Source organism: Pelagerythrobacter marensis, assembly GCF_036700095.1.
Classification (GTDB): Bacteria; Pseudomonadota; Alphaproteobacteria; order Sphingomonadales; family Sphingomonadaceae; genus Pelagerythrobacter; species Pelagerythrobacter marensis_A.
The window spans coordinates 1,776,554-1,797,870 of the sequence record NZ_CP144918.1; the positions used below are offsets into that span (position 1 = coordinate 1,776,554).

The 21,317-nt window shown below is 66.2% G+C and carries 27 protein-coding genes; 18 read left to right on the forward strand and 9 right to left on the reverse strand.

The window, feature by feature from the left end:
• Window positions 1–51: 51 nt before the first annotated feature.
• The 3 genes from V5F89_RS08355 to V5F89_RS08365 are packed head-to-tail and all read left to right on the forward strand — an operon-like array spanning window position 52 to window position 1,840.
• Window positions 52–873 (forward strand): cytochrome c oxidase subunit 3, encoded by an 822-nt coding sequence (locus V5F89_RS08355; protein WP_338445197.1) that lies wholly within the window; start codon window positions 52–54, stop codon window positions 871–873.
• A complete protein-coding gene (locus tag V5F89_RS08360; RefSeq protein ID WP_338445198.1) occupies window positions 873–1,274 on the forward strand; it encodes a DUF983 domain-containing protein in 402 nt (133 codons plus the stop codon). The genes V5F89_RS08355 and V5F89_RS08360 overlap by 1 nt, the downstream gene beginning before the upstream one ends.
• Complete coding sequence (locus tag V5F89_RS08365; protein ID WP_338445199.1) at window positions 1,271–1,840, forward strand: SURF1 family protein; 570 nt, start codon at window positions 1,271–1,273, stop codon at window positions 1,838–1,840. The genes V5F89_RS08360 and V5F89_RS08365 overlap by 4 nt, the downstream gene beginning before the upstream one ends.
• Before the next feature lie 438 nt (window positions 1,841–2,278).
• Here the strand turns inward: V5F89_RS08365 and V5F89_RS08370 are convergent, their stop codons facing one another.
• Window positions 2,279–2,758, reverse strand: coding sequence for an SRPBCC family protein (locus V5F89_RS08370; RefSeq protein WP_338445200.1), 480 nt, complete (start codon window positions 2,756–2,758; stop codon window positions 2,279–2,281).
• Window positions 2,759–2,807: 49 nt separating this feature from the next.
• Here V5F89_RS08370 and V5F89_RS08375 point away from each other — a divergent pair, with 49 nt between their 5' ends.
• The 8 genes from V5F89_RS08375 to V5F89_RS08410 are packed head-to-tail and all read left to right on the forward strand — an operon-like array spanning window position 2,808 to window position 7,945.
• Window positions 2,808–3,173: a helix-turn-helix domain-containing protein gene (locus V5F89_RS08375; protein WP_338445201.1), complete on the forward strand. Its 366-nt coding sequence runs from the start codon at window positions 2,808–2,810 to the stop codon at window positions 3,171–3,173.
• A 48-nt stretch (window positions 3,174–3,221) separates the two neighbouring features.
• Complete coding sequence (gene thrC / locus V5F89_RS08380) at window positions 3,222–4,619, forward strand: threonine synthase (RefSeq protein ID WP_338445202.1); 1,398 nt, start codon at window positions 3,222–3,224, stop codon at window positions 4,617–4,619.
• Window positions 4,619–5,509 (forward strand): class I SAM-dependent methyltransferase, encoded by an 891-nt coding sequence (locus V5F89_RS08385; RefSeq protein WP_338445203.1) that lies wholly within the window; start codon window positions 4,619–4,621, stop codon window positions 5,507–5,509. The genes thrC and V5F89_RS08385 overlap by 1 nt, the downstream gene beginning before the upstream one ends.
• Window positions 5,510–5,518: 9 nt before the next feature.
• Window positions 5,519–5,893: a dihydroneopterin aldolase gene (locus tag V5F89_RS08390; RefSeq protein WP_338445204.1), complete on the forward strand. Its 375-nt coding sequence runs from the start codon at window positions 5,519–5,521 to the stop codon at window positions 5,891–5,893.
• Window positions 5,890–6,237, forward strand: coding sequence for a Rossmann fold domain-containing protein (locus V5F89_RS08395; protein WP_338445205.1), 348 nt, complete (start codon window positions 5,890–5,892; stop codon window positions 6,235–6,237). The genes V5F89_RS08390 and V5F89_RS08395 overlap by 4 nt, the downstream gene beginning before the upstream one ends.
• 4 nt (window positions 6,238–6,241) lie before the next feature.
• Window positions 6,242–7,246: a GTP 3',8-cyclase MoaA gene (moaA, locus tag V5F89_RS08400; protein ID WP_338445206.1), complete on the forward strand. Its 1,005-nt coding sequence runs from the start codon at window positions 6,242–6,244 to the stop codon at window positions 7,244–7,246.
• Window positions 7,243–7,497, forward strand: coding sequence for a MoaD/ThiS family protein (locus V5F89_RS08405; RefSeq protein ID WP_338445207.1), 255 nt, complete (start codon window positions 7,243–7,245; stop codon window positions 7,495–7,497). Before moaA ends, V5F89_RS08405 begins: the two co-directional genes overlap by 4 nt.
• Window positions 7,498–7,501: 4 nt before the next feature.
• A complete protein-coding gene (locus V5F89_RS08410) occupies window positions 7,502–7,945 on the forward strand; it encodes a molybdenum cofactor biosynthesis protein MoaE (protein ID WP_338445208.1) in 444 nt (147 codons plus the stop codon).
• Between the two features lies 1 nt (window position 7,946).
• Here the strand turns inward: V5F89_RS08410 and V5F89_RS08415 are convergent, their stop codons facing one another.
• Entirely contained in the window at window positions 7,947–8,456 is a 510-nt protein-coding gene (locus V5F89_RS08415) for a hypothetical protein (RefSeq protein WP_338445209.1), read from the reverse strand.
• 197 nt (window positions 8,457–8,653) lie between these two features.
• On the opposite strand from V5F89_RS08415, the gene rplU reads away from it, so the two are divergent.
• The 3 genes from rplU to V5F89_RS08430 all read left to right on the forward strand — a co-directional run bounded on the left by rplU (window position 8,654) and on the right by V5F89_RS08430 (window position 10,167).
• Window positions 8,654–9,148: a 50S ribosomal protein L21 gene (gene rplU / locus V5F89_RS08420; RefSeq protein ID WP_338445210.1), complete on the forward strand. Its 495-nt coding sequence runs from the start codon at window positions 8,654–8,656 to the stop codon at window positions 9,146–9,148.
• A 12-nt stretch (window positions 9,149–9,160) separates the two neighbouring features.
• Window positions 9,161–9,430 carry a 50S ribosomal protein L27 gene (rpmA, locus tag V5F89_RS08425; RefSeq protein ID WP_338445211.1) on the forward strand — a complete coding sequence of 90 codons (270 nt, stop codon included), beginning with the start codon at window positions 9,161–9,163 and terminating at the stop codon, window positions 9,428–9,430.
• Window positions 9,431–9,633: 203 nt separating this feature from the next.
• Complete coding sequence (locus V5F89_RS08430; RefSeq protein WP_338445212.1) at window positions 9,634–10,167, forward strand: GNAT family N-acetyltransferase; 534 nt, start codon at window positions 9,634–9,636, stop codon at window positions 10,165–10,167.
• A 138-nt stretch (window positions 10,168–10,305) separates the two neighbouring features.
• Here the strand turns inward: V5F89_RS08430 and V5F89_RS08435 are convergent, their stop codons facing one another.
• Both V5F89_RS08435 and V5F89_RS08440 read right to left on the reverse strand, forming a co-directional pair.
• Window positions 10,306–11,181, reverse strand: coding sequence for a metal-dependent hydrolase (locus V5F89_RS08435; protein WP_338445213.1), 876 nt, complete (start codon window positions 11,179–11,181; stop codon window positions 10,306–10,308).
• A 179-nt stretch (window positions 11,182–11,360) separates the two neighbouring features.
• A complete protein-coding gene (locus tag V5F89_RS08440) occupies window positions 11,361–12,269 on the reverse strand; it encodes a metal-dependent hydrolase (RefSeq protein ID WP_338445214.1) in 909 nt (302 codons plus the stop codon).
• Between the two features lie 30 nt (window positions 12,270–12,299).
• Between V5F89_RS08440 and V5F89_RS08445 the strand changes: the two genes are divergently transcribed.
• Window positions 12,300–12,899 (forward strand): TetR/AcrR family transcriptional regulator, encoded by a 600-nt coding sequence (locus tag V5F89_RS08445; RefSeq protein ID WP_338445215.1) that lies wholly within the window; start codon window positions 12,300–12,302, stop codon window positions 12,897–12,899.
• Here the strand turns inward: V5F89_RS08445 and V5F89_RS08450 are convergent.
• A complete protein-coding gene (locus V5F89_RS08450) occupies window positions 12,865–13,623 on the reverse strand; it encodes a folate-binding protein (RefSeq protein WP_338445216.1) in 759 nt (252 codons plus the stop codon). The two genes, V5F89_RS08445 and V5F89_RS08450, sit on opposite strands and share 35 nt — an antisense overlap.
• A gap of 39 nt (window positions 13,624–13,662) precedes the next feature.
• On the opposite strand from V5F89_RS08450, the gene pyrC reads away from it, so the two are divergent.
• Complete coding sequence (pyrC, locus tag V5F89_RS08455; protein WP_338445217.1) at window positions 13,663–14,709, forward strand: dihydroorotase; 1,047 nt, start codon at window positions 13,663–13,665, stop codon at window positions 14,707–14,709.
• Window positions 14,710–14,712: 3 nt separating this feature from the next.
• On the opposite strand, the gene rarD is transcribed toward pyrC, so the two are convergent.
• Window positions 14,713–15,621, reverse strand: coding sequence for an EamA family transporter RarD (gene rarD, locus V5F89_RS08460; RefSeq protein ID WP_338445218.1), 909 nt, complete (start codon window positions 15,619–15,621; stop codon window positions 14,713–14,715).
• Between the two features lie 191 nt (window positions 15,622–15,812).
• On the opposite strand from rarD, the gene V5F89_RS08465 reads away from it, so the two are divergent.
• Complete coding sequence (locus V5F89_RS08465) at window positions 15,813–16,280, forward strand: glycine zipper 2TM domain-containing protein (RefSeq protein ID WP_338445219.1); 468 nt, start codon at window positions 15,813–15,815, stop codon at window positions 16,278–16,280.
• A 185-nt stretch (window positions 16,281–16,465) separates the two neighbouring features.
• Here the strand turns inward: V5F89_RS08465 and moaB are convergent, their stop codons facing one another.
• From moaB to V5F89_RS08480, 3 genes are read right to left on the reverse strand one after another with little or no spacing between them, the layout of a single operon-like run.
• Window positions 16,466–17,005, reverse strand: coding sequence for a molybdenum cofactor biosynthesis protein B (moaB, locus tag V5F89_RS08470; RefSeq protein WP_338445220.1), 540 nt, complete (start codon window positions 17,003–17,005; stop codon window positions 16,466–16,468).
• A complete protein-coding gene (locus V5F89_RS08475; protein WP_338445221.1) occupies window positions 17,005–18,783 on the reverse strand; it encodes a lytic transglycosylase domain-containing protein in 1,779 nt (592 codons plus the stop codon). The genes moaB and V5F89_RS08475 overlap by 1 nt, the downstream gene beginning before the upstream one ends.
• On the reverse strand, window positions 18,770–19,543 hold the full coding sequence (locus V5F89_RS08480) for a hypothetical protein (protein WP_338445222.1): 774 nt from the start codon (window positions 19,541–19,543) through the stop codon (window positions 18,770–18,772). Before V5F89_RS08480 ends, V5F89_RS08475 begins: the two co-directional genes overlap by 14 nt.
• Window positions 19,544–19,629: 86 nt before the next feature.
• Here V5F89_RS08480 and V5F89_RS08485 point away from each other — a divergent pair, with 86 nt between their 5' ends.
• The gene (locus V5F89_RS08485) at window positions 19,630–21,276 is read left to right on the forward strand and encodes an electron transfer flavoprotein-ubiquinone oxidoreductase (RefSeq protein WP_338445223.1); all 1,647 of its coding nucleotides are present in this window, start codon (window positions 19,630–19,632) and stop codon (window positions 21,274–21,276) included.
• Window positions 21,277–21,317 lie beyond the last annotated feature (41 nt).

Here is a 21,317-nt window from a genome sequence, read left to right on the forward strand (position 1 = left end):
CCGCGCCGCCGATTAAGGGCCGCGCAACCGTTTAGACAGGACCTGCGATCAATGGCCGGAACCAAGAACCACGATTATCACATCCTTCCCCCCGACATCTGGCCGCTGATCGGCTCGCTGTCGGCGCTGGTCTTCACCAGCGGCCTGGTGCTCTACATGCACGAAATGGCGAACTGGCAGATCGTGCTCGGGCTTGGCATCGCGGGACTGATCGCGACGTTCTTCAGCTGGTTCGGCAATATCGTGAAGGAAGCCGAAGGCGGCTATCACACCCCGGTGGTGCAGCTTCACATGCGCTACGGCATGATCCTGTTCATCGCGTCGGAAGTGATGTTCTTCGTCGGCTGGTTCTGGAGCTGGTTCGATTTCGCCCTGTTCCCGAGCGAGATTTCCGAAGTGATCGGCGGCCAGTTCCCGCCGGTCGCGATCGAAGCGGTGATGAACCCGTTCGACCTGCCGCTGCTCAACACGCTGATCCTGTTGTGCTCGGGCACCACGGTCACCTGGGCGCACCACTCGCTGATCCACGGCGATCGCGACGGGCTGAAGAAAGGCCTGTGGCTGACGATCCTGCTGGGCATCCTGTTCAGCGCCATCCAGGCCTACGAATACATGCACGCGCCGTTCGCGTTCGGCGAGAACACCTACAGCTCCGCGTTCTACATGGCGACCGGCTTCCACGGGTTCCACGTGATCGTCGGCACGATTTTCCTGATCGTCTGCCTCGTGCGCACCTACAAGGGGCACTTCACCCCGCGCCAGCACTTCGGCTTCGAAGCGGCGGCGTGGTACTGGCACTTCGTCGACGTCGTGTGGCTGTTCCTGTTCGTGACAGTCTACGTCTGGGGCAGCTGGGGCGCGCCCGTCCATTGATGGATGCGCGCGAGCCATCCGCCGACCCATCCGCCGACAAGGGGCAGCCCGGCACCGCCGCGGCTGCCCTTTTCGGTTTGTGTCCCCGCTGCGGCGGCAAGACACTCTTCGCCCGTGGGGTCCGCTTCGCCGAGCGCTGCGGCGCCTGCGGGCTGGACTATTCGAAGTTCAACGTGGGCGACGGGCCGGCCGCTTTCCTGACGCTGGCGATCGGCGCGCTCATCACCGGCCTGGCGATCTGGCTGGAGCTGGCAGTGCAGCCGCCGTTCTGGGTCCATGTCCTGCTGTGGGTGCCGATCACCGCGCTGGCGGTGGTCTTCGGCCTGCGGATCGCGAAAGGCTGGCTGATCGGCGCGGAATATCGCAACGCGGCGAAGGAAGCGGGCGGGCCGGACGTATGACGCGCAAGGTCCCGATCGTCCCGACGATTATCGTGCTGGCCGCAGTCGCGACGATGATCGCGCTCGGTTTCTGGCAGCTCGACCGCAAGGCGCAGAAAGAGGCGCTGCTCGCCCGTTACGAAGCGGCGCGGACGATCTCGGCCGCCGTGCCCTGGCCGCGCGATGCGCAAGAGGCCGAACAGAACCTGTTCCGCCACGCGCAGCTCGATTGCGAGCGCGTGCTCTCGCTCTCCAGCCGGGCGGGAACCAGCGCAGAAGGGCGCAAGGGCTGGGCGCATATCGCCCGCTGCGCGATCGGCAGCGGCGAAGAGGCCGACATCGCGATCGGATGGTCCGAACGGCCAGCTACGCCCGACTGGCAGGGGGGCACGGTCGAAGGGGTGATCGCCTCCGGCCCTCGGCTCGTCGCCGATCGGCCGGTGGCCGGGCTGGCCCCGCTGGCTCCGCCCGACCCGGCGAACGTGCCGAACAATCACCTCGCCTATGCCGGGCAGTGGTTCTTCTTCGCGCTGATCGCACTGGTGATCTACGTCCTGGCGCTGCGGCGGAGGTGGCGCGAGGCCTGAAGGCCTTTTTGGCCTGGTCACCCGGGACTGAAGCTTATTGCCTTGCGCCCGTCATGCTGAACTCGTCAGTATCCATCGTGCCTCCAGACATCGTCGGTGCAAAAAGGAGGAATGGACCCTGGAAGCGAAGCTGTGCAAAGCACAAGCAAGTTCAGGGTGACGAGCTTTCGATGAAAGCGACTCCAGGCGGGTCGGTTCTTTACCATGCCGACATGGGCTTCGAAGAAGGGTGGGGGGCGGCGATCGACCAGCTCGCCGCCGTGGCAACGACGCTGCGGGCGTAGCCAGGCGCAGTCGAGCGGCCACGAAGCGCGTATTCGCGGCCCCTCCCTTTCCCGATCCCCCGCGAAGGCGGGGGCCTCGGGCCGTCGGGCGGAGCGCCGGCGGCCCGAGGTCCCGGCCTTCGCCGGGACACGCGAGGGGGCCGCGGATCGCGGCCTACTTGTAAAAGCCCTCGCGCAAGTTGATGCCATGCTCCAGCCAGGCCTTCATCGCGATCAGCATCCCGGTCCAGCCTTCGCAGTTGTTGTAGGAACCGCGCCGCCCGCCGGGCGTGTCGCGCCAGCCTTCCTCGGCGATTTCGACCAGGGTGCGTCCGTCTTCGATGGGCTTGAACAGCATGGTGACGGTGGTCTTGTAATCCGCCGGCTGCATCGTCGCGCCGACTTCGCCGCTTTCCCCTTCGCTCGCATCCCATTCCAGAACGATCTTCTCGTTCGGAACGACCTCGATCACCTCGACCGGGAAGGCGCCGGGGAAATCGTGGAAATCCCATGTCACCGTGGCGCCGGTTTCCAGCCGCCCTTTCGCCCCGCCGGTGGTGAAGAAGCACGACAGCTTCTCCGGGTCGGCGACCGCTTCGAACACGTCCTCCACCGGCTTTGCGATCCGGCCGGACACTCTGAAATTCACCTGCATGATTCACGCTCCTCTTGAGATGCGATCAATTATGTTATAAAAATCTAACATGTCAAACGAAGACGAACTCGATCGTGTTTTCAAGGCGCTGGCCAACCGGGTGCGGCGGGAAATCTGCGATGCGCTGAAATTGCGGCCGCTCACCACCAAGCAGCTGTGCACCTCGTTTCCGGCGCTGGATCGCACCACGGTGATGATGCACTTGCGCGTGCTGGAGGAGGCCGGGCTGGTGGTGCCGGTGCGCAAGGGGCGCGAGCGGTTCAATCACCTCGACGCCATGCCGATCCAGGCGATCCACGAACGCTGGATCGGCCCGCACGCGGCGGCCGCCGCCGCCGGCCTCCATCGCCTCAAGCGCGGGCTGGAGGCAAAGGACGAGAGTGCCGGAAAGAAGCAAAGCCACGGTCAAGCCTAGCCGGTGTTGCTTGCGGGGCGCGCGGGGCGCGGCTAGTCGCTCGGTTCGATGGACTACATCTCAACACGCGGCAGCGCTCCGGCGCTCGATTTCGAAGGCGTTACGCTCGCCGGTCTGGCGAGCGACGGCGGGCTTTACCTGCCGCGCGAATGGCCGCGCCTTTCGCAAGACGAGATCGCGGCGCTCGCCGGGCTGCCCTATCCCGTGCTGGCCGCGCGGATCATGCAGCCTTTCGTGGGCGAGAGCCTGTCGCCCGAGCGGCTGCTGGCGCTGTGCGAGCAGGCCTATGGCCGCTTCGCGCACACGGCGGTGACCCCGCTGGTCCAGCTCGACCAGCGCAACTGGCTGCTCGAACTGTTCCACGGGCCGACGCTGGCGTTCAAGGATGTTGCGCTGCAATTGCTCGGCCTGCTGTTCGAGGAATTTCTGGGCCGCAAGGGCGGGCACCTGACGATTGTCGGCGCGACCAGCGGCGACACCGGATCGGCCGCGATCGACGCGGTCGCGGGGCGCGAGGGGGTGGAGATCTTCATGCTCCATCCGAAAGGGCGGGTCAGCGACGTTCAGCGGCGACAGATGACGACCGTGCTCGCCCCCAACGTCCACAATATCGCGATCGACGGCAGCTTCGACGATGCCCAGGCGATGGTGAAGCGCATGTTCGCCGATCCCGCGCTGACCGGGCGCTTCGGCCTGGGCGCGGTCAATTCGATCAACTGGGCGCGGCTGATGGCGCAGGTGGTCTATTACTTCGCCGCCGCGCTCCAGCTCGGCGGGCCGGCACGCAAGGTCGCTTTCGCCGTGCCGACCGGCAATTTCGGCGATGTCTTCGCCGGCTATGTCGCCGCGCGCATGGGCCTGCCGGTCGAACGGCTGGTGGTCGCGACCAACGTCAACGATATTCTCCACCGCGCGCTCACCGACGGGGACTATTCTGCCGGCGCGGTGACGCCCACCGCCGCGCCGTCGATGGATATTCAGGTCAGCTCCAATTTCGAACGCCTGCTGTTCGATGCCGGCGGGCGCGACGGGATCGCGCTGGCCGAACAGATGAAGGGGTTCGAGGCGAGCCGGGCGATGCGGCTCACCAATGCCCAACGGCAGGGCGCTTCCGCGCTGTTCACCAGCGCGCGCGCCGATCCGGGCGACATGGCGCAGGCGATGCGCTGGGCGTGGGAAAACTGCGGCGAGACGATCGATCCGCATACCGCGATCGGCCTCCATGCCGCGCGGCAGCAGGATCTGCCGGACGATGTGCCGGTGGTCACGCTCGCCACTGCGCATCCGGCCAAGTTCCGCGACGCGGTGGAGCGCGCGACCGGCTTCCGCCCGCCGCTGCCGCTGCGCGTCGGCGAGCTGTTCGAGCGGGAGGAGCGGATGGTCGAGCTGCCCGGCGATTACGACGCGGTCGCGGCCTATATTGCCGGGAACGCGACGCCGCGCTGATGGCGAGATTGATCGAACAGCCGCTGGTCATGGCAGGGGAGGGGTGGTCCGATTACGGGCTGGTCGACAGCGGGCACGGGCGCAAGCTGGAGCGTTACGGCCCCTATCGCTTCATCCGTCCCGAACCGCAGGCGATGTGGGCTCCGCGCGATGCCGACTGGCAGGCGCATGGCGAATTCGTGCCCGGCTCGGACGAGGACGGCGGCGGGCGCTGGCAGTTCGCGCAGGACGTGCCGCGCGAAGGCTGGCCGCTGGCGTGGGAAGGGGTGCGCTTTACCGCGCAGTGCACGCCGTTCCGCCATCTCGGTTTCTTCCCCGACATGGCGCCGGTCTGGCGCTGGATGGGCGAACGGCTCGGCGGGTGCGAGGATGCGGAGCTGCTCAACCTGTTCGGCTATACCGGGGTCGGCACGCTGGCGCTCAGCCGCTTCGGGCGCGTGGCGCATGTCGATGCGTCGAAGAAGTCGGTCGCCCGGGCGCGGGCGAACGCGGCGCTGTCGGGGCTGGAGGACCGCCCGGTCCGCTGGCTGGTCGACGATGCGGCGAAGTTTACCGCGCGCGAGGTGCGGCGCGGGCGGCGCTACGACGGGATCATTCTCGATCCGCCCAAGTTCGGCCGCGGCCCGAACGGGGAAGTCTGGCGGCTGGAGGAGGGCCTGCCCGGCCTCGTCGCCGACTGCCGCCGGCTGCTCGATGCCGACAGCCGCTTCCTGTTCCTGACCGTCTATGCCGTGCGCATGAGCAGCCTCGCGCTTGGCGGTCTTCTTACCTCCGCCATGCAGGATCTGCCGGGGGAAATCCAACACGGCGACCTTTCTGTGCGCGAAGATGGCAAAGATCCCCGCCTCCTCCCCACCGCGATCTTCGCGCGCTGGTCGAATACAGGCTAAGCGCAGCCGATGGCCGATTCGCTCATCCTCGAAGTCGCCGATCTCGAACACGATGTCCTGACCGGGATCTATTCGGAAGAGACCGGCAAGCCGCAACCGCTGCGGATCACGATCCGCGCGCGGCTCAAATGCGCGCCGCACTACGCGCCCGACACGCCGCTCGATGCGAGCAAGAATTACATGGATCTGAAGTTCGCCGCCACCGAGGCCCTGCCGCCGGGCGTTCACTTCAAACTGATCGAAGCGGTCGCCGACCATATCTGCGAAACGCTGTTCCTTCAGGATTCGCGGGTCGAGGCGGTGACGGTGAAGATCGTCAAGCTGGCGATTGCGGAAGCCGGCGAGAAGATCGGCATCACGCTAACCCGCGAGCGGCGCGAATGAAAGCGATCGCGGTCGACGACCTGCCCGGCGATCCCCTGGCGGCGGCGGCCGTGTTCCACCAGCACTGGCTGCCCTATGCCGAGGAGGTTCTGGAATCGGGCGACGACCTGTTGCTCGTTTTCGCCCCTGCCGATCACACCCACAGTGAATGGCGCCGCGCCGCAGTGGCGGGTCTGGCCCGCAAACATGCGCCGCGCCGGGTGAACGCGGTGGCTGCCGGCCAGCAGGAGGCCGCGCGGCAGGCGCAGGCCTATCTCGCTGCCGCTCCCGGCGTGACCGGGCAATACCTGCCGCTCGCCGAACCCGGTGGGGGTGGCTTCCCGGAACTGCATAGGGCAGGTTAGGCCCATGAACGTCAGCGCGCCTCTGGTAGACACCCATTGCCGCAGGATCGACTACCTGCGCCTTTCGGTGACCGATCGCTGCGATTTGCGCTGCACCTATTGCATGCCAGAGCGGATGCAGTTTCTCCCCCGCCGCGACATCCTGAGCCTCGAGGAGCTTCATCGGCTTGCACTGGGTTTCATCGCTCGCGGGATCAGGCGCATTCGGCTGACCGGGGGCGAGCCATTGGTCCGGCGCGACGTCATGGACCTGGTGCGCGCGCTGGGGCGACGGATCGGCGACGGGCTGGACGAACTGACGCTGACCACGAACGGTCTCCAGCTTGCGGCTCATGCCGATGCGCTGGCGGCGGCTGGGGTGCGGCGGATCAATGTCTCGCTCGACACGCTCGATCGCGCGACCTTTGCCCGGCTCGCGCGGCGCGACCGGCTCGACGATGTGCTCGCCGGGATCGCGGCGGCCCGGGCGGCCGGGCTGGCGGTCAAGATCAACACCGTCGCGCTGCGCGGCGTCAACGAACGGGAGATTCCCCAGCTCGCCGAATGGGCCCACGGGCAAGGGCACGCGATCACCCTGATCGAACTGATGCCGCTGGGCGAAGTGGAGGAGGATCGCTTCGACCGCTACCTGCCGCTTTCGAGCGTCCGTTCGGCGCTGGAGAAGCGCTGGACCCTCACACCCTCGCCCCACCGCACCGGCGGGCCCGCGCGCTATGCCGAGATTGCCGAGACGGGCGGGCGGATCGGTTTCATCACTCCCCTGAGCGCCAATTTCTGCGACGGGTGCAACCGCATCCGCGTCACCGCGACCGGGCAGCTCTACCCTTGTCTTGGCGGGGCGGAGCGAGTCGATCTGCGCGCCGCGCTGCGATCGGGAGACAGCGAAGCGGCCATGGCGCGCGCGCTGGACACCGCGATGCGGATCAAGCCGGCGCGTCACGATTTCCGTATCGACGCACCGGGTGCCGCCCCCGCGCAACCCCGGCACATGTCGGTGACGGGCGGATGAAGCTGGTCTTCCTGGGAAAACTGGCGGACCTGGCGGGGTGCGAGGAGCACGATTTTTCCGCCTCCGGCGCGCGCGATTGGCACGGACTGAGTGCGTGTCTTGGGAGGCTGGGGGGCGATTCCCTGATCGAGGCCGCCGCTTCCGACAGCGTGAGAGTCGCGGTCAACGGCACGCTGATCGCCGACAAGCATGGATTGCAGGTGGGCGAGGGGGACGAAGTGGCCTTCCTGCCCCCGGTCAGCGGCGGCTGAGCGAATGCGCGACTTGCGCCTGCTTCACGCCCCCTTCGATCCTGCGGAGCCGGCCGATCGCCTCGCCGCGGCCTGCCCGCAAGCCGGAGCGATCTGCAGTTTCGTCGGGCAGGTCCGCGCCGATGGCGAAGTCGAGGCTCTCGAACTGCAACATTACGAACCGCTGACGCTGCCGGGCATCCACGCGCTTGCCGACAGAGCCTTTGCCCGTTTCGACCTGATGGGGCTGGTCATGCTTCACCGGGTCGGCCGGCTCGCCCCCGGCGAAGCCATCGTCTGTGTCGCGGCCGCCGCCCGTCACCGGCGCTCTGCCATCGAGGGGGTCGATTACTGCATGGACCACCTGAAGTCCGCGGCCTGGCTTTGGAAGCGCGAGAAACGCACCGACGGCTGGCACTGGATCGAACCGCGTGCAGAGGATCGACGCGACCTCGCCCGCTGGCGCTAGATCAAAGCGCGCTGCGAAGCTCTTCCAGCACGGCATCTTCCTGTGCGATCATATCCGTAACGTCTTCGCGCGTATCGGCGATCGCCTCCTGCAGCTCGAAAGCGAGCACGGCATCGGCGAAAAGAAGGTCGAGATCGCCCAGCGCGATCGCCACGCGACTGCGATGCGAATCGAGGTCGGCCAGCGCAACCTGGGCGCTGGCATATCGGTCGCTCTCCACCGCTGCGCCTCGAGCGGCGCGTACCGCCTGCCGCGTTCCGGGCACGGCCGCCAGGAACGCCTGGTGCGCGCTGCCGGCTTCGGACCGCAATTGCCCGAGGCGCGCGAGAAGGTCCGCGCCGGGCGGGGCGGGCTGGGCGGGCGGTGCTTCGGGCTGCGGCGCCGCGAGGCTGCCCCCGATGCGTTCGGCATCGCGGATCGCGAGCGACGGATAGTTGTCTGCGCCGGTCGCACAGGCCGCCAGCGGGACGGTAAGCAGTACGGGTGCGAAACGGAGATGGACTGACATCATGTCCATGCTCTAGCACGGTGGCGGCCGCGCGCCAGACACGATGGGTGCGGGCGGGCACCTGTCGGAATCCGTCGTTGACTTGCGGCATCGGTTCCCTTAACGGCACCCATCTTTCCGGGAGCCGCCCTGCGCGGCGCATCGGACGCGTTCCTTCCACGAAGGCGGGGACACAAGCAACGAGATTGGAAGTTAGCACCATGTTCGCAGTAGTGCGCACGGGCGGCAAGCAATACCGGGTTGCCGCCGGAGACAAGATCGCGGTCGAGAAGCTCGCCGGGGAAGCCGGCGACACGGTGACGCTGGGCGATGTCCTGCTTGCAGGCGAGGGCGAGAAGATCGCCGACGCATCGAAAGTGTCCGTTTCGGCCGAGATCATTGCTCAGGCGAAGGGCGAGAAGGTGGTCGTGTTCAAGAAGCGCCGCCGCCACAACTATCGCCGCAAGGCCGGGCATCGCCAGCAGCTGACCTTGCTGCGCATCACTGCGGTGGGCGACGCGAAGGCTTCGCCGAAGAAGGACGAGGCGAAGGAAACGCCGAAGAAGGCTGCTCCGGCCAAGAAGGCCGCGCCTGCGGACGCGACCGAAACCGCGGAGAAGAAGCCGGCGGCGAAGAAGGCCGCCCCGAAGAAGGAAGGCGCCACGAAGAAGGCGCCGGCCAAGAAGGCTCCGGCCAAGACCGAAGCCAAGAAGTAAGGATCACGAACGATGGCACATAAGAAAGCAGGCGGTTCGTCGCGTAACGGTCGCGATTCGGCTGGCCGTCGCCTTGGCGTGAAGAAATTCGGCAGCCAGGGCGTGATTCCGGGCAACATTATCGTGCGTCAGCGCGGGACCAAGTTCTATCCCGGCGCCAATGTCGGGATGGGCAAGGATCACACGCTGTTTGCGCTCGCCGAAGGCGTGGTGCGATTCCACACCGGCAAGCTCGGTCGCAAATACGTATCGGTCGACATGCTGGCGCAGGCCGCAGAGTAACCGGACGATTCGATAACGGGATCGTCCAGACGGGACGGTCCCAGCCGGGGCAAACCGCCGGCAGACGAAGAGGGAGATGGGGCCACCCGTCTCCCTCTTGTCGTATCTCCCTCTCATATCGGCGAAAATCGTTTTTCGCCGCCATGCCATTGTCACGCATCCGCCTTACCGGGCGTGACGGGGGCGAAGAGGAGAGAGCGCAGATGTTCCATCGCAGCCAAAGACTGCTCCTGAGACCGCCGTGGCCCGAGGACTGGAGCGAAATCCTCGGCGGAATTGCCGACGAAAGCGTCGTGCGCAATCTTGCGCGCGCACCCTGGCCCTACCGCCCGCATCACGCGCGCGAATTCGTCGCTCGCCCCGTGCCTCCGCATTTCCCGCGCTTCGTCGTGGCTCGTGCCGACGATTCGGCCATGGTCGGCTGTGTCGGGATCGATCCGGCCGGGGAGGTGGCCGAACTGGGTTACTGGATCGCGCGCCCTTACTGGGGGCGCGGATATGCGACCGAGGCCGGCCGGGCGGTGCTCGAAATCGCGCGGATGCTGGGGCATCGGCGGATAGTCGCGAGCCATTTTCTCGATAATCCGGCATCCGGCCGGGTCCTGCGCAAGCTTGGCTTCGCCTGCACCGGTTCGGTCCGCCTTCGGCACAGTTGCGGACGCGGGGGCGAAGCGCTCGCCGCAGAATATGCGCTGGATCTCGAAGGCGAATGCGAACCGGGGATGCGCGCCGCGTGATTCCTGGCGTACATGAGCCCCGCGAGGCGGGGAACTCGGGCCACCGGGCTCCGCCTGACAGCCTGTGCCCGGCGGAGCGCCAGTGGCCCGAGGCCCCATCCTTCGCTGGGGCTCGGCACTTCGGGCTCGGCGCCGCGATTACTCCGTCGGCAGCAATGCGTCCGCAAAATCGCCTTCGTAGAGGCCGATCAGTTCGCGATCGTCGTGATCCCAGGGGTGGAAGCCGGGCCTGAAATAGGCGAGCCAGGCGGGAAAGATGCGGCGGACCACCCCGGGGCTGACCACGAGATAGCGGAACAGGCCCCAGCGGGCTTTCCAGCCGGTGATCCCGTCCTGGGCGAGCAGGTTCATCGAATCTTCCCAGCGATTCTTGAAAAAGCGGCCTGTGACGATCAGCATCATCAGACTGCGGACTTTCCATCGCCGCCATTTCGACCAGTCGCGGGTGGCGTGGTTCCAGGTGTCGAAAGCCACGCCCTTGTGCTCGATTTCCTCGACCGCGTGCCAGCGCCACATATCGCGGACCTCCGCATCGGCCGCCGCAAAATGGCGGGGATTGGCGAGGAATTCGTGCGCCATCATCGCCGTATAGTGCTCCAGCGCCATCGTCGCGGCGAGATTGAGGATTTCCGGCCGTCCTTTGGTCAGGGCCAGCATCTCCTCCACCCGCTTGTCGATCGCCTTGATGTCGTAGCCCGCGTTCTCGGCCAGCTTGTTGAACGCGATATGCTCGCGCGTGTGGTTGATTTCCTGCTTCACAAAGGCGCGGATTTCGGCGTCGAGTTTGGGGCCGGCGCCTGCGCGATGCGCCTTTACCGCCTCGATGAAGAAGGCTTCCCCGCGGGGGAATGTCGCGGAAAGGGCATTGTGCCAGGCGGTTCCGAAAGGCTCGCCGGCCCACCAGCGGCGCGGCGTGGTCTCGCGATTGAACCGCTCGTCCCGGACCGTAATCGTCAGGTCGGCGGGCGTCGGTGCGGAAGAGCGTTCGAGAGAGATTTGGGCAGGGGCGTTCATGGGAAGCTCGCTAGTTATTGACACATGTGTAAGTAATTTCTGCTTACACATGTGTCAATAGTGCGGATCCTCGCGCAGGCAGGGGGCTCGGGCCGCTGGCGCTTTGTCCGATCGTCTGAAGCCCGGCGTTCGTTGGTTCTCGGGAAAGGGCTCGACAGGGGCAAGGTGGGCGCCCCGCCTTACTCCGCCGGCATCACCGCGTCGGCATAGGGGCTGTCGAACTTGCGGATCAGCGCCCGATCGTCCTGCTTCCACGGGTGGAAGCCGGGCAGCAGGATCTTGGCCCAGTCGAAGAACATCCGCCGCATCATGCCGGGCGCAATCCACAGGTGCCGGAACAGCAGCCACCTGGCGCGCAAGCCGGTGATCCCGTCCTGCCGCAGCAGACCCAGCGCATCGCGCACGCGATTGTTGAAATAGCGCCGCGTGATCAGCAAGGCGAGCAAGGCGCGCACGCGATAGCGTTTCCATGCCGACCATTCGCGTGTGGCATGGAGCCAGACGTCGTAAGTGATGCCCTTGTGCTCGATCTCCTCGATCGAATGCCAGCGCCACATCTCGGCGATTTCCGGGTCCACCCCGTCGAGATAGCGCGGATCGGTCAGCAGGCAGTGGCTGATCGCAGCGGCGAAATGTTCGAGCGCGATGGTAATCGCGAGATTGAATTCGGCCGGGCGCCCCCTCGTCAGGGCGAGCATCTCCTCGATACCCTTGTCGATGCTCTCGATATCGTAACCGTGACTCTGGGCCAGATTGTTGAATGCGACGTGTTCGCGGGCGTGATTCGATTCCTGGCGGGTGAAGGCACGAAGCTCGGCCGCCATGCGGGGCGGAACCTTGTCGTCGTAATACTTCATCACCTGGATGAAGAACTTCTCGCCGCGGGGAAGGCTTGCGGAAACCGAGTTGTACCAGGCGGTTGCCACCGGATCGCCCGAATGCCACCACCGTTCCGGCCGGCCGTCGCGGCAGAACTTGCGGTCGCGAATGCTAAGGGCGTGGTCGTCGGGTGTTGCGCTGCCCGACGTGCGCGGAACCTTGCCGCCGGCGTCGGGGCGTTCTAGGCCGCTCGCTTGGTCCGCGTTCATGGACCTGCATTTTATTGTTCAAGGAACCGCATGGCAAGTCGCAAGCGCCTGACCCCCGAAGAAAGCCGCCGGGCCGCGCTCGAGGCCGCACGGCGGCTCTTGATCGAAACCGGCCCGCAGTCGGTCACGCTCAAGGCCGTTGCGGGGCGGATCGGGCGAACCCACGCAAATCTGCTGCATCATTTCGGCTCAGCCGCGGGGCTGCAGAAGGAACTTGCCAAGCATCTTGCGGAAACCGTGTGCGAGAGCATCAAGGACGCGGTCCGCGCCAGTCGTGCCGGGCTCGGCTCTCCGCGCGAAGTCGTCGACCTCGCTTTCGATGCGTTCGACAAGGAAGGCGCAGGGGCCCTGGCAAGCTGGATGATCCTGACCGGCAACGAAGACGCGCTGTCGCCGATCGTGGAAACGATTCATCAGCTGGTCGACGAAATCGCGCCCGAGGAAGCGACCTCACACGGCGATGTGGCGAGAGTTCACGAGGACACGCTGGCGCTGGTCCTGATGGCGATGGGGGACGCGCTGATCGGCTCCGCCCTGTCTCGTTCGCTGATGCTGCCCGAAACCGCGGCGCGGGACCGGGCGGAGCGGATGCTGCTCAATTCGATTGCGACCGCGAGTCAGCCGAACTGAGCGCGCTCCCCATCCAGTCGGGCGCAAGCGAGGGATCGATCGCATCGACCCGCAAGTGGTCGACGGCCAGGCCCAGCGCGGGATAGGCGGCGCGGCGCCGCTTTTCCTCCGACCGGTCGAGCGGCACGACCAGCAGGCGGCGATTGACCTTCTGGCGCCAGTTCATCCGCGCGGTATTCTCCTGCCCGACATAGCACCCCTTGTCGAAGCTGACGCCGTTCAGTTCGATCGCATTGGTTTCGAGCCAGAGCACGTCGCCCAGCTCGGCCTGTCCCTCGGGGACGCCGAGGGCCAGCCGGTGGGCGCGCCATTCGTCGTCTGCCGGCGCGTCGTCGGGCGAAACCGGCGCTATCCAGCGCTGCCCCAGGTCCGCCAGGCGCGGATCGGACGCGGCGCCATCGCCGATCTGCCGCCGCCAGTGCACCGCGAGGCCATCGTCGATGCCGATCGCGATCTTGCGCCGCAGCCGATAGAGCGACAGGCGCTTCACGAGGTCCTCGGCCCGTTCGGCTTCGCAGTCGAGCAGCAAGTCGCGCTCGCCGCCGGGCCAGACGAGCACGTCGAACAGGGCCTTGCCCTGCGCCGTCAGCAGGGCGGCATAAACGGGCAGCGGCCCGGCCACGTCGTTGGTCAGCAAACCCTGAAGGAAGGCGCCAACGTCCTCGGCATCGTCTTGCGGGGAGAGGCGCACTATGGCGCGATCGAACAGGCGGGTTGCGGTCATGGGTGACAGATAGGGCGCTGCCGGCCTAAGGGAACCCCCATGAACGCGACCCCCGAATCCCTGACCATCCGCCGGCCCGACGACTGGCACGTGCACTTGCGCGACGGCGCCCTTCTGCAAGCGGTTACGCCTTATACCGCACGACAGTTTGCGCGGGCCATCGTGATGCCCAATCTCGCGCCGCCCGTCACCGGGGTGGAGGCCGCGAGCGCCTATCGCGAACGCATTCTCGCTGCGGTGCCCGAGGGGGTGGCATTCGCCCCGCTGATGACATGCTATCTGACCGACGATACCGATCCCGACGAACTCGCCAGGGGCTTCGAGCAAGGGGTGTTTACCGCGGCCAAGCTCTATCCGGCGAACGCCACGACCAATTCCGCGCACGGGGTGACCGACGTGGCGAATATCCGCAGCGCGCTGGAACGGATGGCATCCATCGGGATGCCGCTGTGCGTCCATGGCGAGGTGACCGATGCCGAAATCGACGTCTTCGACCGGGAAAAGGTCTTTATCGATCGGGTGCTGGAACCCCTCCTTATCCGCCTGCCTGCGCTGAAGGTGATCTTCGAACACATCACGACGGCAGACGCAGTCCAGTTCGTCGTTTCGGCTGGCGAGAACGTGGCGGCGACGATCACGCCGCAGCACCTCCACATCAATCGCAATGCCATGCTGGTCGGTGGAATCCGGCCGCATGCCTATTGCCTGCCGGTGGCGAAGCGCGAACGGCACCGCATTGCCCTGCGCGAGGCCGCGACCTCGGGCTCCCCCAAATTTTTCCTCGGCACCGACAGCGCGCCCCATGCGCGCGATGCAAAGGAAAGCGCCTGCGGCTGCGCGGGCATCTTCAACGCCCCCTTCGCGCTCGAAAGCTATCTCGAGGTGTTCGAAGACGAGGGCGCGCTGGAAAATTTCGAAGGCTTCGCCAGCGAGCATGGCCCGCGCTTCTACGGATTGCCGCTGAACGAGGAACGGATCACGCTGGAACGCACCGGGATGCAGGTGCCCGATGAGATCGACGCGCTTGGTACGCCGATCGTCCCCTTCCATGCGGGCGAGAGGCTGCGCTGGGCCATGCGCGCCTGATCTTCAGGCCTGCAGCACCTTGTCGGCTTTGCGACGGGAAAGAATGTCCCAGACGAAAATTGCGATCGCCGTCCAGATCAGCACGAAGCAGGCGATCTGCACCGTCTGCAGCGGCTGATCGAAAACGGTGAGGCCGAGGACGAAAACGATCGTCGGCGCCAGAAATTGCAGGAAGCCGATCGTGGAGTAATCCATCCGCCGCGCGGCAATCGCGAACAGCAGCAGCGGGATGGCGGTCAGCGCGCCGCCGAGGACGATGGTAAAGCTCAGCTCCGGCGATTGGGCGAATGCCGACCCGGCCGGGGAGGCCGCGTACCACAAGGCGATTGCCGCGGCCGGCACGAGCAGCAATGTCGATTCGATCGTCAGCCCCGGCAATGCGCCGACATCGACACGCTTGCGCAGCAACCCGTAAGTTCCGAAGCTGAGACCGAGCGTAAGACTGATCCACAGCGTGGTCAGCGCGCCGCCGAGAAGAAGAGCGACTCCCGCAGCGGCAATCGCCACCGCGAGCCATTGGCGCCGGCTCAACTTCTCGCCGAGAATGAAAGTGCCCAGCAGCACGTTGATCAGCGGATTGATGTAGTAGCCCAGGCTGGCGGCATAGAGGTAATCGTGCTGGATCGCCCAGACGTATACCAGCCAGTTCAGTCCGATGAGAACCGAACTTGCTGCCAGCGTGGCAAGGCTGCGCGGGTTGGCAAACGCCCGCAGGACCTCTCGCCCCTGCCGCCGGATCGCGACGATCACGAGGCAGATCGGCAGGGTCCAGATGATTCGCCAGCCCACGAATTCGAACGCGGGCACTTCGCGCACGAGCAACAGATAGAGCGGCAGAAAGCCCCAGATGAAGTAGGCCGAAAGCCCGGCGGCGAGGCCCGATTGCCGGGTTTGGGGGATCTCACCGCTCATTTCGCAGGTGATCTAGGCATCGCGCCGGAGCTGCGCAACGATCATTCCGCCTCCGCGCGAACTCGGCTCGTCGCAAAATGAACTTGCTGCAATGTCCGTTGCGATCCGTTCATGGAGGGCTCGATATTTATGAACGGATCGAGCGGACGACCTTCCCCGAGTGTCCGGCGAAACGATGAGAGGAACGAGCGATGACCAGGATCAGTCTGAAGTTCGCCGCGCTTGCGATTGCGGCGCCGGGCCTTGCGCTGGCGATGCCGGCCCAGGCCGCCGAGCCGGCCCGAGCCTATCAGGCGGTGCACGGCGCGACCTATGAAACCGACAGTTACAACCAGTGGCGCGATCGCGACCGCTATCGTGACCGCGACTACCGCGATTATCGGCGGTACGATCGTGGCCGTTACGACCGCGATCGGTACGACCGCGACCGATACGACAGGGTGAGCCGCGATGCGCGTATCTGGCGCGGCCGCGACGGGCGATACTATTGCCGTCGCGACGACGGCACGACCGGTCTGCTGATCGGCGGTGCCGTGGGCGGCCTCTTGGGTCACGAGATTGCCGGCCGGGGCGACCGCACCCTCGGTGCGATCCTGGGCGCGGCTGGCGGCGCTCTGCTTGGGCGCGAAATCGATCGCGGAAGCACTCGCTGCCGCTGAACGATCACCGACGATCTTCGGCTGCACCCACCTGCAGCCGCAGCGCGGTTGCCACCGGCCGCGGAAGACGCCTCGCTGTCAGACGGCAGTGGGGCGTCTTCGATTGACGGCGCCTGGAGTGGTTTTCAGCAAGGCTGAAGCGGCCGGTGCCGTCTCAATGAAAGCGTCCCTAGGGGTGCCCGCGATCAGACTTCGCGCAGGCGCGGCATCAATTCCGCGAAGTTGCACGGGCGGTTGCGGCTGTCGAGCTGTTCGGCGAGAATTCCGTCCCAACCGTCCTTCACCGCGCCGTTGGAACCGGGCAGGGCGAAGATATAGGTCCCAGCGGCGACGATGGCGCAGGCGCGGCTTTGGATCGTGCTGGTGCCGATGGATTTGTAACTGAGCCAGCGGAACAACTCGCCGAAACCCGGAATGTCGCGCCCGGCGTGGTCGCGGCGAACTTTCTCGAGCGCTTCGGGGGTGACATCGCGGCCGGTCAGCCCGGTGCCGCCCGTAGCGACGATCGCGTCGATCCGGGAATCGGCCATCCAGGCTTCCAGCCGATGCGCGATTGCATCGCTATCGTCGCGAACGATCGCCCGCTCGACCAGCCTGTGGCCGGCGCCTTCGATCCGGCCTGCGAGGATATCGCCCGACGTATCGTCGGCTGCCGTGCGGCTGTCGGATACCGTCAGCACTGCGATCCCGATCGGCGTGAAGGTGCGGTCGTAATCGATGGGCATCAGTCGCGCGATGTCAGGCGCACGCCGCCGCCGCCCGAAAGCTCCGGGAAAGTCGGCCACATGCCCTGCGCCAGAGCGATCCGGCTTTCCGAAGCGCCGCCGGCCTGCCGCTCGTACATCCAGTAATTGCGCATCACGATCGCGACATAGCCGCGCGTTTCCCAATAGGGGATGCTTTCCATGTAGAGCAGGGGATCGCCCTGGTCGCGGATCTCGGTGTTCCACCGGGTGACCGGCGAAAGGCCGGCGTTGTAAGCGGCCATCACTTTCGGCAGCAGGCCGCCGGTGGCGCCGGAATCGCGCAGCATCTGCAGGTGTTCCTGGCCGAACGCGAGATTGATTTCGGGCCGGGCGAGATCGCTGGCATTGCCCGAAACGCCCAGTTTCGCGCGGTGATCGATCGCAGCGGCGGGCATGATCTGCATCAGACCGCGCGCGCCGGCCGGGCTGACGGCATCGGCCCGAAACACCGATTCCTGCAATGTATGGGCATAGGCGAGCGCGGGATCGACGCGCCATCCGTTCACCGGCTGCCATTTCGGGGCGGGATAGCGCAGCGCCGGTTCGGCCCGCGCACCGCGCGGCGCATTGTGCGCCATCCACAACTGTGTCGATGGCAGGCCCATTTCGCGCGCGAGCCGGGACAGCTCGTCGTAGTTTTCCGGGTCGCCGATCTGCGCCTCGTGCCGCAAAACCTCGTCGGCGAGACGATCGCGTCCGATCTCGGCCAGGGCCACCGCGATACGCACGTTCTCGATCTCGCGCAGCTTGCGCCAGTCCTCCATTGCGAAATCCGCGCTCGCGTGGTTCTGCGGGAGATGCTGGCCGAGCTGCTCGCGGGCGAGCATGCCGTAAAGCGTCTCGTCGAGCCGTGCGGCACCGCGCAAGCGCTCGGCTGCCTTCTCCGGCTGGCGGCACCGGATCGATGCACGGCTCGACCAGTAGAATGCGGCTGCCGTCAGCTCGTTGTTGGTGGAACCGCGCGCTGCCCGTTCGAAGCTGTCGGCGGCGGTCTCGCAATCGTTCAACCGCCATGCCGCCAGTCCGGCCACCCAGTCGCCTTCCGCGACCCAGGCGCCCGAGCCGTCGCGCACGGTCTGCGCCATGGCGAGCGCGGCCGGATCGTTGTTCTCGATGTAGTAGCTGAAAGCCACGCGCTGCCGCCATTCGGCGCGAGCGGGCGGGCTGAGCAGGGCATCGACGCCGTCGAGGAGCTGGCGTGCGCCGTCGGGGTCGTCGTTGCTGATCCGGTCGAGAATGGCCTGGCGCACATCCGCCGGCATTGTCCCGTCGTCGACGGTCGAGGGCCGTACCCGTTTCGAGGCGTACGGCTGCCTGACGAAGCTCTGCCGCTGCGGAAGATAGGGGGCCGACATCAGGCCGCGCTTCAGCCCCAGATTGCCCATTTGCTCGGCATGCGGCAGGCGGCTGCCCTCTGCCAGCCAGGCCTGGATCGCGGGCAATTCCACCCGCGGGCTGGTTGCAGCCAGGTAATATTCCGCTTTCGCCACCTGGTGCAGCGGGCCGTCGGAGCGCTCTGCCAGCATGGCCTCCACCCGCGACCAGTCCTGCCGATCAATCGCCTGGAACAGGTCCGTGTAGTATTCGCGGTCGGGGCGGCTGAGCAGTTCGGGAACATTGCTGTTGAGGGCACGCGAACGGAAATACTCGGCGGCACTGCTGTTGGCGGCCGCCGGCGTCGCAACGACCGCGGAAGCGAAGAGCGCTGCAGTGGCCGCTATCAGCGTCAACCATCGGGTCGGGTCAGGTTTCGCCATAAGTCCAATCGAGCCAGCATCGCCAGAACCGCTCGCGCCGCCGTGCCGATCGGCGCATATCCGCGAGCCCTCCGGCACCCATCGCGGGAATGCTTGTTCCTTCATGGTTAATATTGCGTAAAATTGCAGGGCCTTGCGTCATATCGTGCCCCAGAAGCGGCGGAATGTTGCGCCCGAGAAAAAGGATTCTGCCCGGTTTCACCAGCCCGACATGATGAATCAGAAGCTCGCCCAGGCCGGCGGCACGAATGGCGTCCCAGTCCGGCGCGACATCGTGGCGAGGCAGCAGGGATGCGGTGTAGACCGTCTCGGGTGTCAACCCCGCCGCGCGCAGGAACCCTTGCAGCAGCGCGCCGTCGGGGCCGGAAAGCAGCCGTTCGCGATCTCCCTCCTCGGGCTGGTTGACAACGACCATCAGGCGGGCCTGTGCAGGACCGGCAGGCGGCACGCGCGGAAAGGAGCCGCCGGTATCGAGCACGTCGGCGGTGAGCCACCACTCGCGGAACGCCGCCAGGTCGCCCGGCCAGCTGCTTTTGTCCACATCGACCCGAGGGGTCGCTTCAACCGCGGGTGCGCGTTCGCGGACCGGCTCTGCCGGCCGGGACTCGACCGCGGGAACGGCCGGGGCCTCGGCCTCTTCCGGCGAAGCCAGCCAGGCCGTAGCGTCGTCGGCGAAATCGCAATCGACGCCGGCATCGCGCCACCAGTCGATCGCGGCGGCAAACTGGCCGGAAAGCGGGAGGGGCGGGCGTTCTGCCATCAGGCTTGCGGTCTTGACCTGCCCTGCCGCAGCAATCAAGGCATGATGCAAGCCCGGGGCAGCAAAGAGACGAAGGATCATTTGGGATGAGCGAACGCGAATCGATGCCGTGCGACGTGGTGATCGTGGGCGGCGGGCCGGCCGGCCTCGCCGCAGCGATCCGCCTCAAGCAGATCAACGACGCGCTCGAGGTGGTCGTACTGGAAAAAGGCTCCGAGATCGGAGCGCATATTCTTTCCGGCGCGGTGGTCGATCCCAAGGCGCTCGACGAACTTCTGCCCGAATGGCGCGACCAGGGTTGCCCGATGGCGGAAGTGCCGGTGACAGATAACTGGCACTGGGTGCTGTCGAGGGGCGGCAAGAGGGCCATCCCCCACCTGTTCATGCCGCCGTTCCTGTCGAACGACGGCTGCTACACCGGTTCGCTGGGCAATATGACCCGCTGGCTGGGCGAGCAGGCGGAAGCTCTCGGCGTCATGGTCTTCCCGGGCTTTCCCGCTGCCGACGTGCTCTTCGACGATAGCGGCGCGGTCGCGGGCGTGGTGACGCAGGACATGGGCGTGGCCGCCGACGGCAGCCACAAGCCCGATTACCAGCCCGGCATGGAAATCCACGCTAAGTATACCCTGTTTGCCGAGGGTGCGCGCGGCAACCTGACCAAGCGGATCAAGGCGCGCTTCGATCTGGAGGCCGACTGTCAGCCGCAGGTCTATGGCCTGGGCATCAAGGAGCTGTGGGACATCGATCCCGACAAGCATGTGCCGGGCCGCGTGATCCACACGCAGGGCTGGCCCCTGTCGGAAAGCGACACCTGGGGCGGCGGCTTCCTCTACCATCAGGCGGGCGGGCAGGTCGCGCTCGGTTTCGTCACCGCGCTCGATTACGAGAACCCCTACGTCTCGCCGTTCCAGGAATTCCAGCGCTGGAAACTGCATCCGGCCATCCGCGAATACCTCGAAGGCGGGAAGCGCGTCGCCTATGGCGCGCGCGCGATCAACGAGGGCGGTTGGCAGTCGGTCCCGAAGCTGGCCTTCCCCGGTGGCGCGCTGATCGGCTGCGCGGCGGGCTTCGTCAACGTGCCCCGGATCAAGGGCAGCCATACGGCGATGAAAAGCGGGATGCTGGCGGCAGAAGCCGTCGCGGCCGCGATCGGCGGCGGCGCGGAGAAGACCGAGTTGGGCGACTACGATGCCGCCGTGCGGTCGAGCTGGATCGCCGACGAGCTGAAGAAGGTGAAGAACGCCCAGCCCGCAGTGGCGAAGTTCGGCGGCGATGTCGGCACCGTCATTGCCGGGATCGACATGTGGATGCGCACGCTGGGCATCGGCCTGCCGGTGACGATGAAGCACGATCCCGACTATACCCATACCCACCGGGCGGACCTCCACCGGCCGATCGATTACCCCAAGCCCGACGGCGAGATCACGTTCGATCGGCTGACCTCGGTATCCTATTCCTACACCAATCATGCAGAGGACCAGCCCTGCCATCTGAAGGTGAAGGACATGGCGCTGCAGGAGGCAAGCGAGCTGGGCGTCTATGGCGGCCCCTCGACGCGCTATTGCCCCGCCGGGGTCTACGAATGGGTCGATGTCGAGGAAGGCGATCCCAAGTTCGTGATCAACGCGCAGAACTGCGTCCACTGCAAGACCTGCGATATCAAGGACCCGAACCAGAACATCGAATGGGTCACGCCCGAAGGCGGCGGCGGACCGAACTATCCGAATATGTGACGGGGACCTTTGCCAAACGCTCGCGTCGCCCTGGATCCGAA

Coding starts and splice junctions, on each gene's coding strand:
- V5F89_RS08375 (WP_338445201.1), top strand. CDS start 2,808: ATGTCAAACGAAGACGAACTCGATCGTGTTTTCAAGGCGCTGGCCAAC.
- V5F89_RS08395 (WP_338445205.1), top strand. CDS start 5,890: ATGAAAGCGATCGCGGTCGACGACCTGCCCGGCGATCCCCTGGCGGCG.
- V5F89_RS08445 (WP_338445215.1), top strand. CDS start 12,300: ATGGCAAGTCGCAAGCGCCTGACCCCCGAAGAAAGCCGCCGGGCCGCG.
- V5F89_RS08360 (WP_338445198.1), top strand. CDS start 873: ATGGATGCGCGCGAGCCATCCGCCGACCCATCCGCCGACAAGGGGCAG.
- rarD (WP_338445218.1), bottom strand. CDS start 15,621: ATGAGCGGTGAGATCCCCCAAACCCGGCAATCGGGCCTCGCCGCCGGG.
- moaA (WP_338445206.1), top strand. CDS start 6,242: ATGAACGTCAGCGCGCCTCTGGTAGACACCCATTGCCGCAGGATCGAC.
- V5F89_RS08405 (WP_338445207.1), top strand. CDS start 7,243: ATGAAGCTGGTCTTCCTGGGAAAACTGGCGGACCTGGCGGGGTGCGAG.
- rpmA (WP_338445211.1), top strand. CDS start 9,161: ATGGCACATAAGAAAGCAGGCGGTTCGTCGCGTAACGGTCGCGATTCG.
- V5F89_RS08430 (WP_338445212.1), top strand. CDS start 9,634: ATGTTCCATCGCAGCCAAAGACTGCTCCTGAGACCGCCGTGGCCCGAG.
- V5F89_RS08365 (WP_338445199.1), top strand. CDS start 1,271: ATGACGCGCAAGGTCCCGATCGTCCCGACGATTATCGTGCTGGCCGCA.
- rplU (WP_338445210.1), top strand. CDS start 8,654: ATGTTCGCAGTAGTGCGCACGGGCGGCAAGCAATACCGGGTTGCCGCC.
- V5F89_RS08485 (WP_338445223.1), top strand. CDS start 19,630: ATGAGCGAACGCGAATCGATGCCGTGCGACGTGGTGATCGTGGGCGGC.
- thrC (WP_338445202.1), top strand. CDS start 3,222: ATGGACTACATCTCAACACGCGGCAGCGCTCCGGCGCTCGATTTCGAA.
- V5F89_RS08385 (WP_338445203.1), top strand. CDS start 4,619: ATGGCGAGATTGATCGAACAGCCGCTGGTCATGGCAGGGGAGGGGTGG.
- V5F89_RS08390 (WP_338445204.1), top strand. CDS start 5,519: ATGGCCGATTCGCTCATCCTCGAAGTCGCCGATCTCGAACACGATGTC.
- V5F89_RS08355 (WP_338445197.1), top strand. CDS start 52: ATGGCCGGAACCAAGAACCACGATTATCACATCCTTCCCCCCGACATC.
- V5F89_RS08440 (WP_338445214.1), bottom strand. CDS start 12,269: ATGAACGCGGACCAAGCGAGCGGCCTAGAACGCCCCGACGCCGGCGGC.
- pyrC (WP_338445217.1), top strand. CDS start 13,663: ATGAACGCGACCCCCGAATCCCTGACCATCCGCCGGCCCGACGACTGG.
- V5F89_RS08410 (WP_338445208.1), top strand. CDS start 7,502: ATGCGCGACTTGCGCCTGCTTCACGCCCCCTTCGATCCTGCGGAGCCG.
- V5F89_RS08475 (WP_338445221.1), bottom strand. CDS start 18,783: ATGGCGAAACCTGACCCGACCCGATGGTTGACGCTGATAGCGGCCACT.
- V5F89_RS08435 (WP_338445213.1), bottom strand. CDS start 11,181: ATGAACGCCCCTGCCCAAATCTCTCTCGAACGCTCTTCCGCACCGACG.
- V5F89_RS08480 (WP_338445222.1), bottom strand. CDS start 19,543: ATGGCAGAACGCCCGCCCCTCCCGCTTTCCGGCCAGTTTGCCGCCGCG.
- moaB (WP_338445220.1), bottom strand. CDS start 17,005: ATGCCCATCGATTACGACCGCACCTTCACGCCGATCGGGATCGCAGTG.
- V5F89_RS08450 (WP_338445216.1), bottom strand. CDS start 13,623: ATGACCGCAACCCGCCTGTTCGATCGCGCCATAGTGCGCCTCTCCCCG.
- V5F89_RS08465 (WP_338445219.1), top strand. CDS start 15,813: ATGACCAGGATCAGTCTGAAGTTCGCCGCGCTTGCGATTGCGGCGCCG.
- V5F89_RS08370 (WP_338445200.1), bottom strand. CDS start 2,758: ATGCAGGTGAATTTCAGAGTGTCCGGCCGGATCGCAAAGCCGGTGGAG.
- V5F89_RS08415 (WP_338445209.1), bottom strand. CDS start 8,456: ATGATGTCAGTCCATCTCCGTTTCGCACCCGTACTGCTTACCGTCCCG.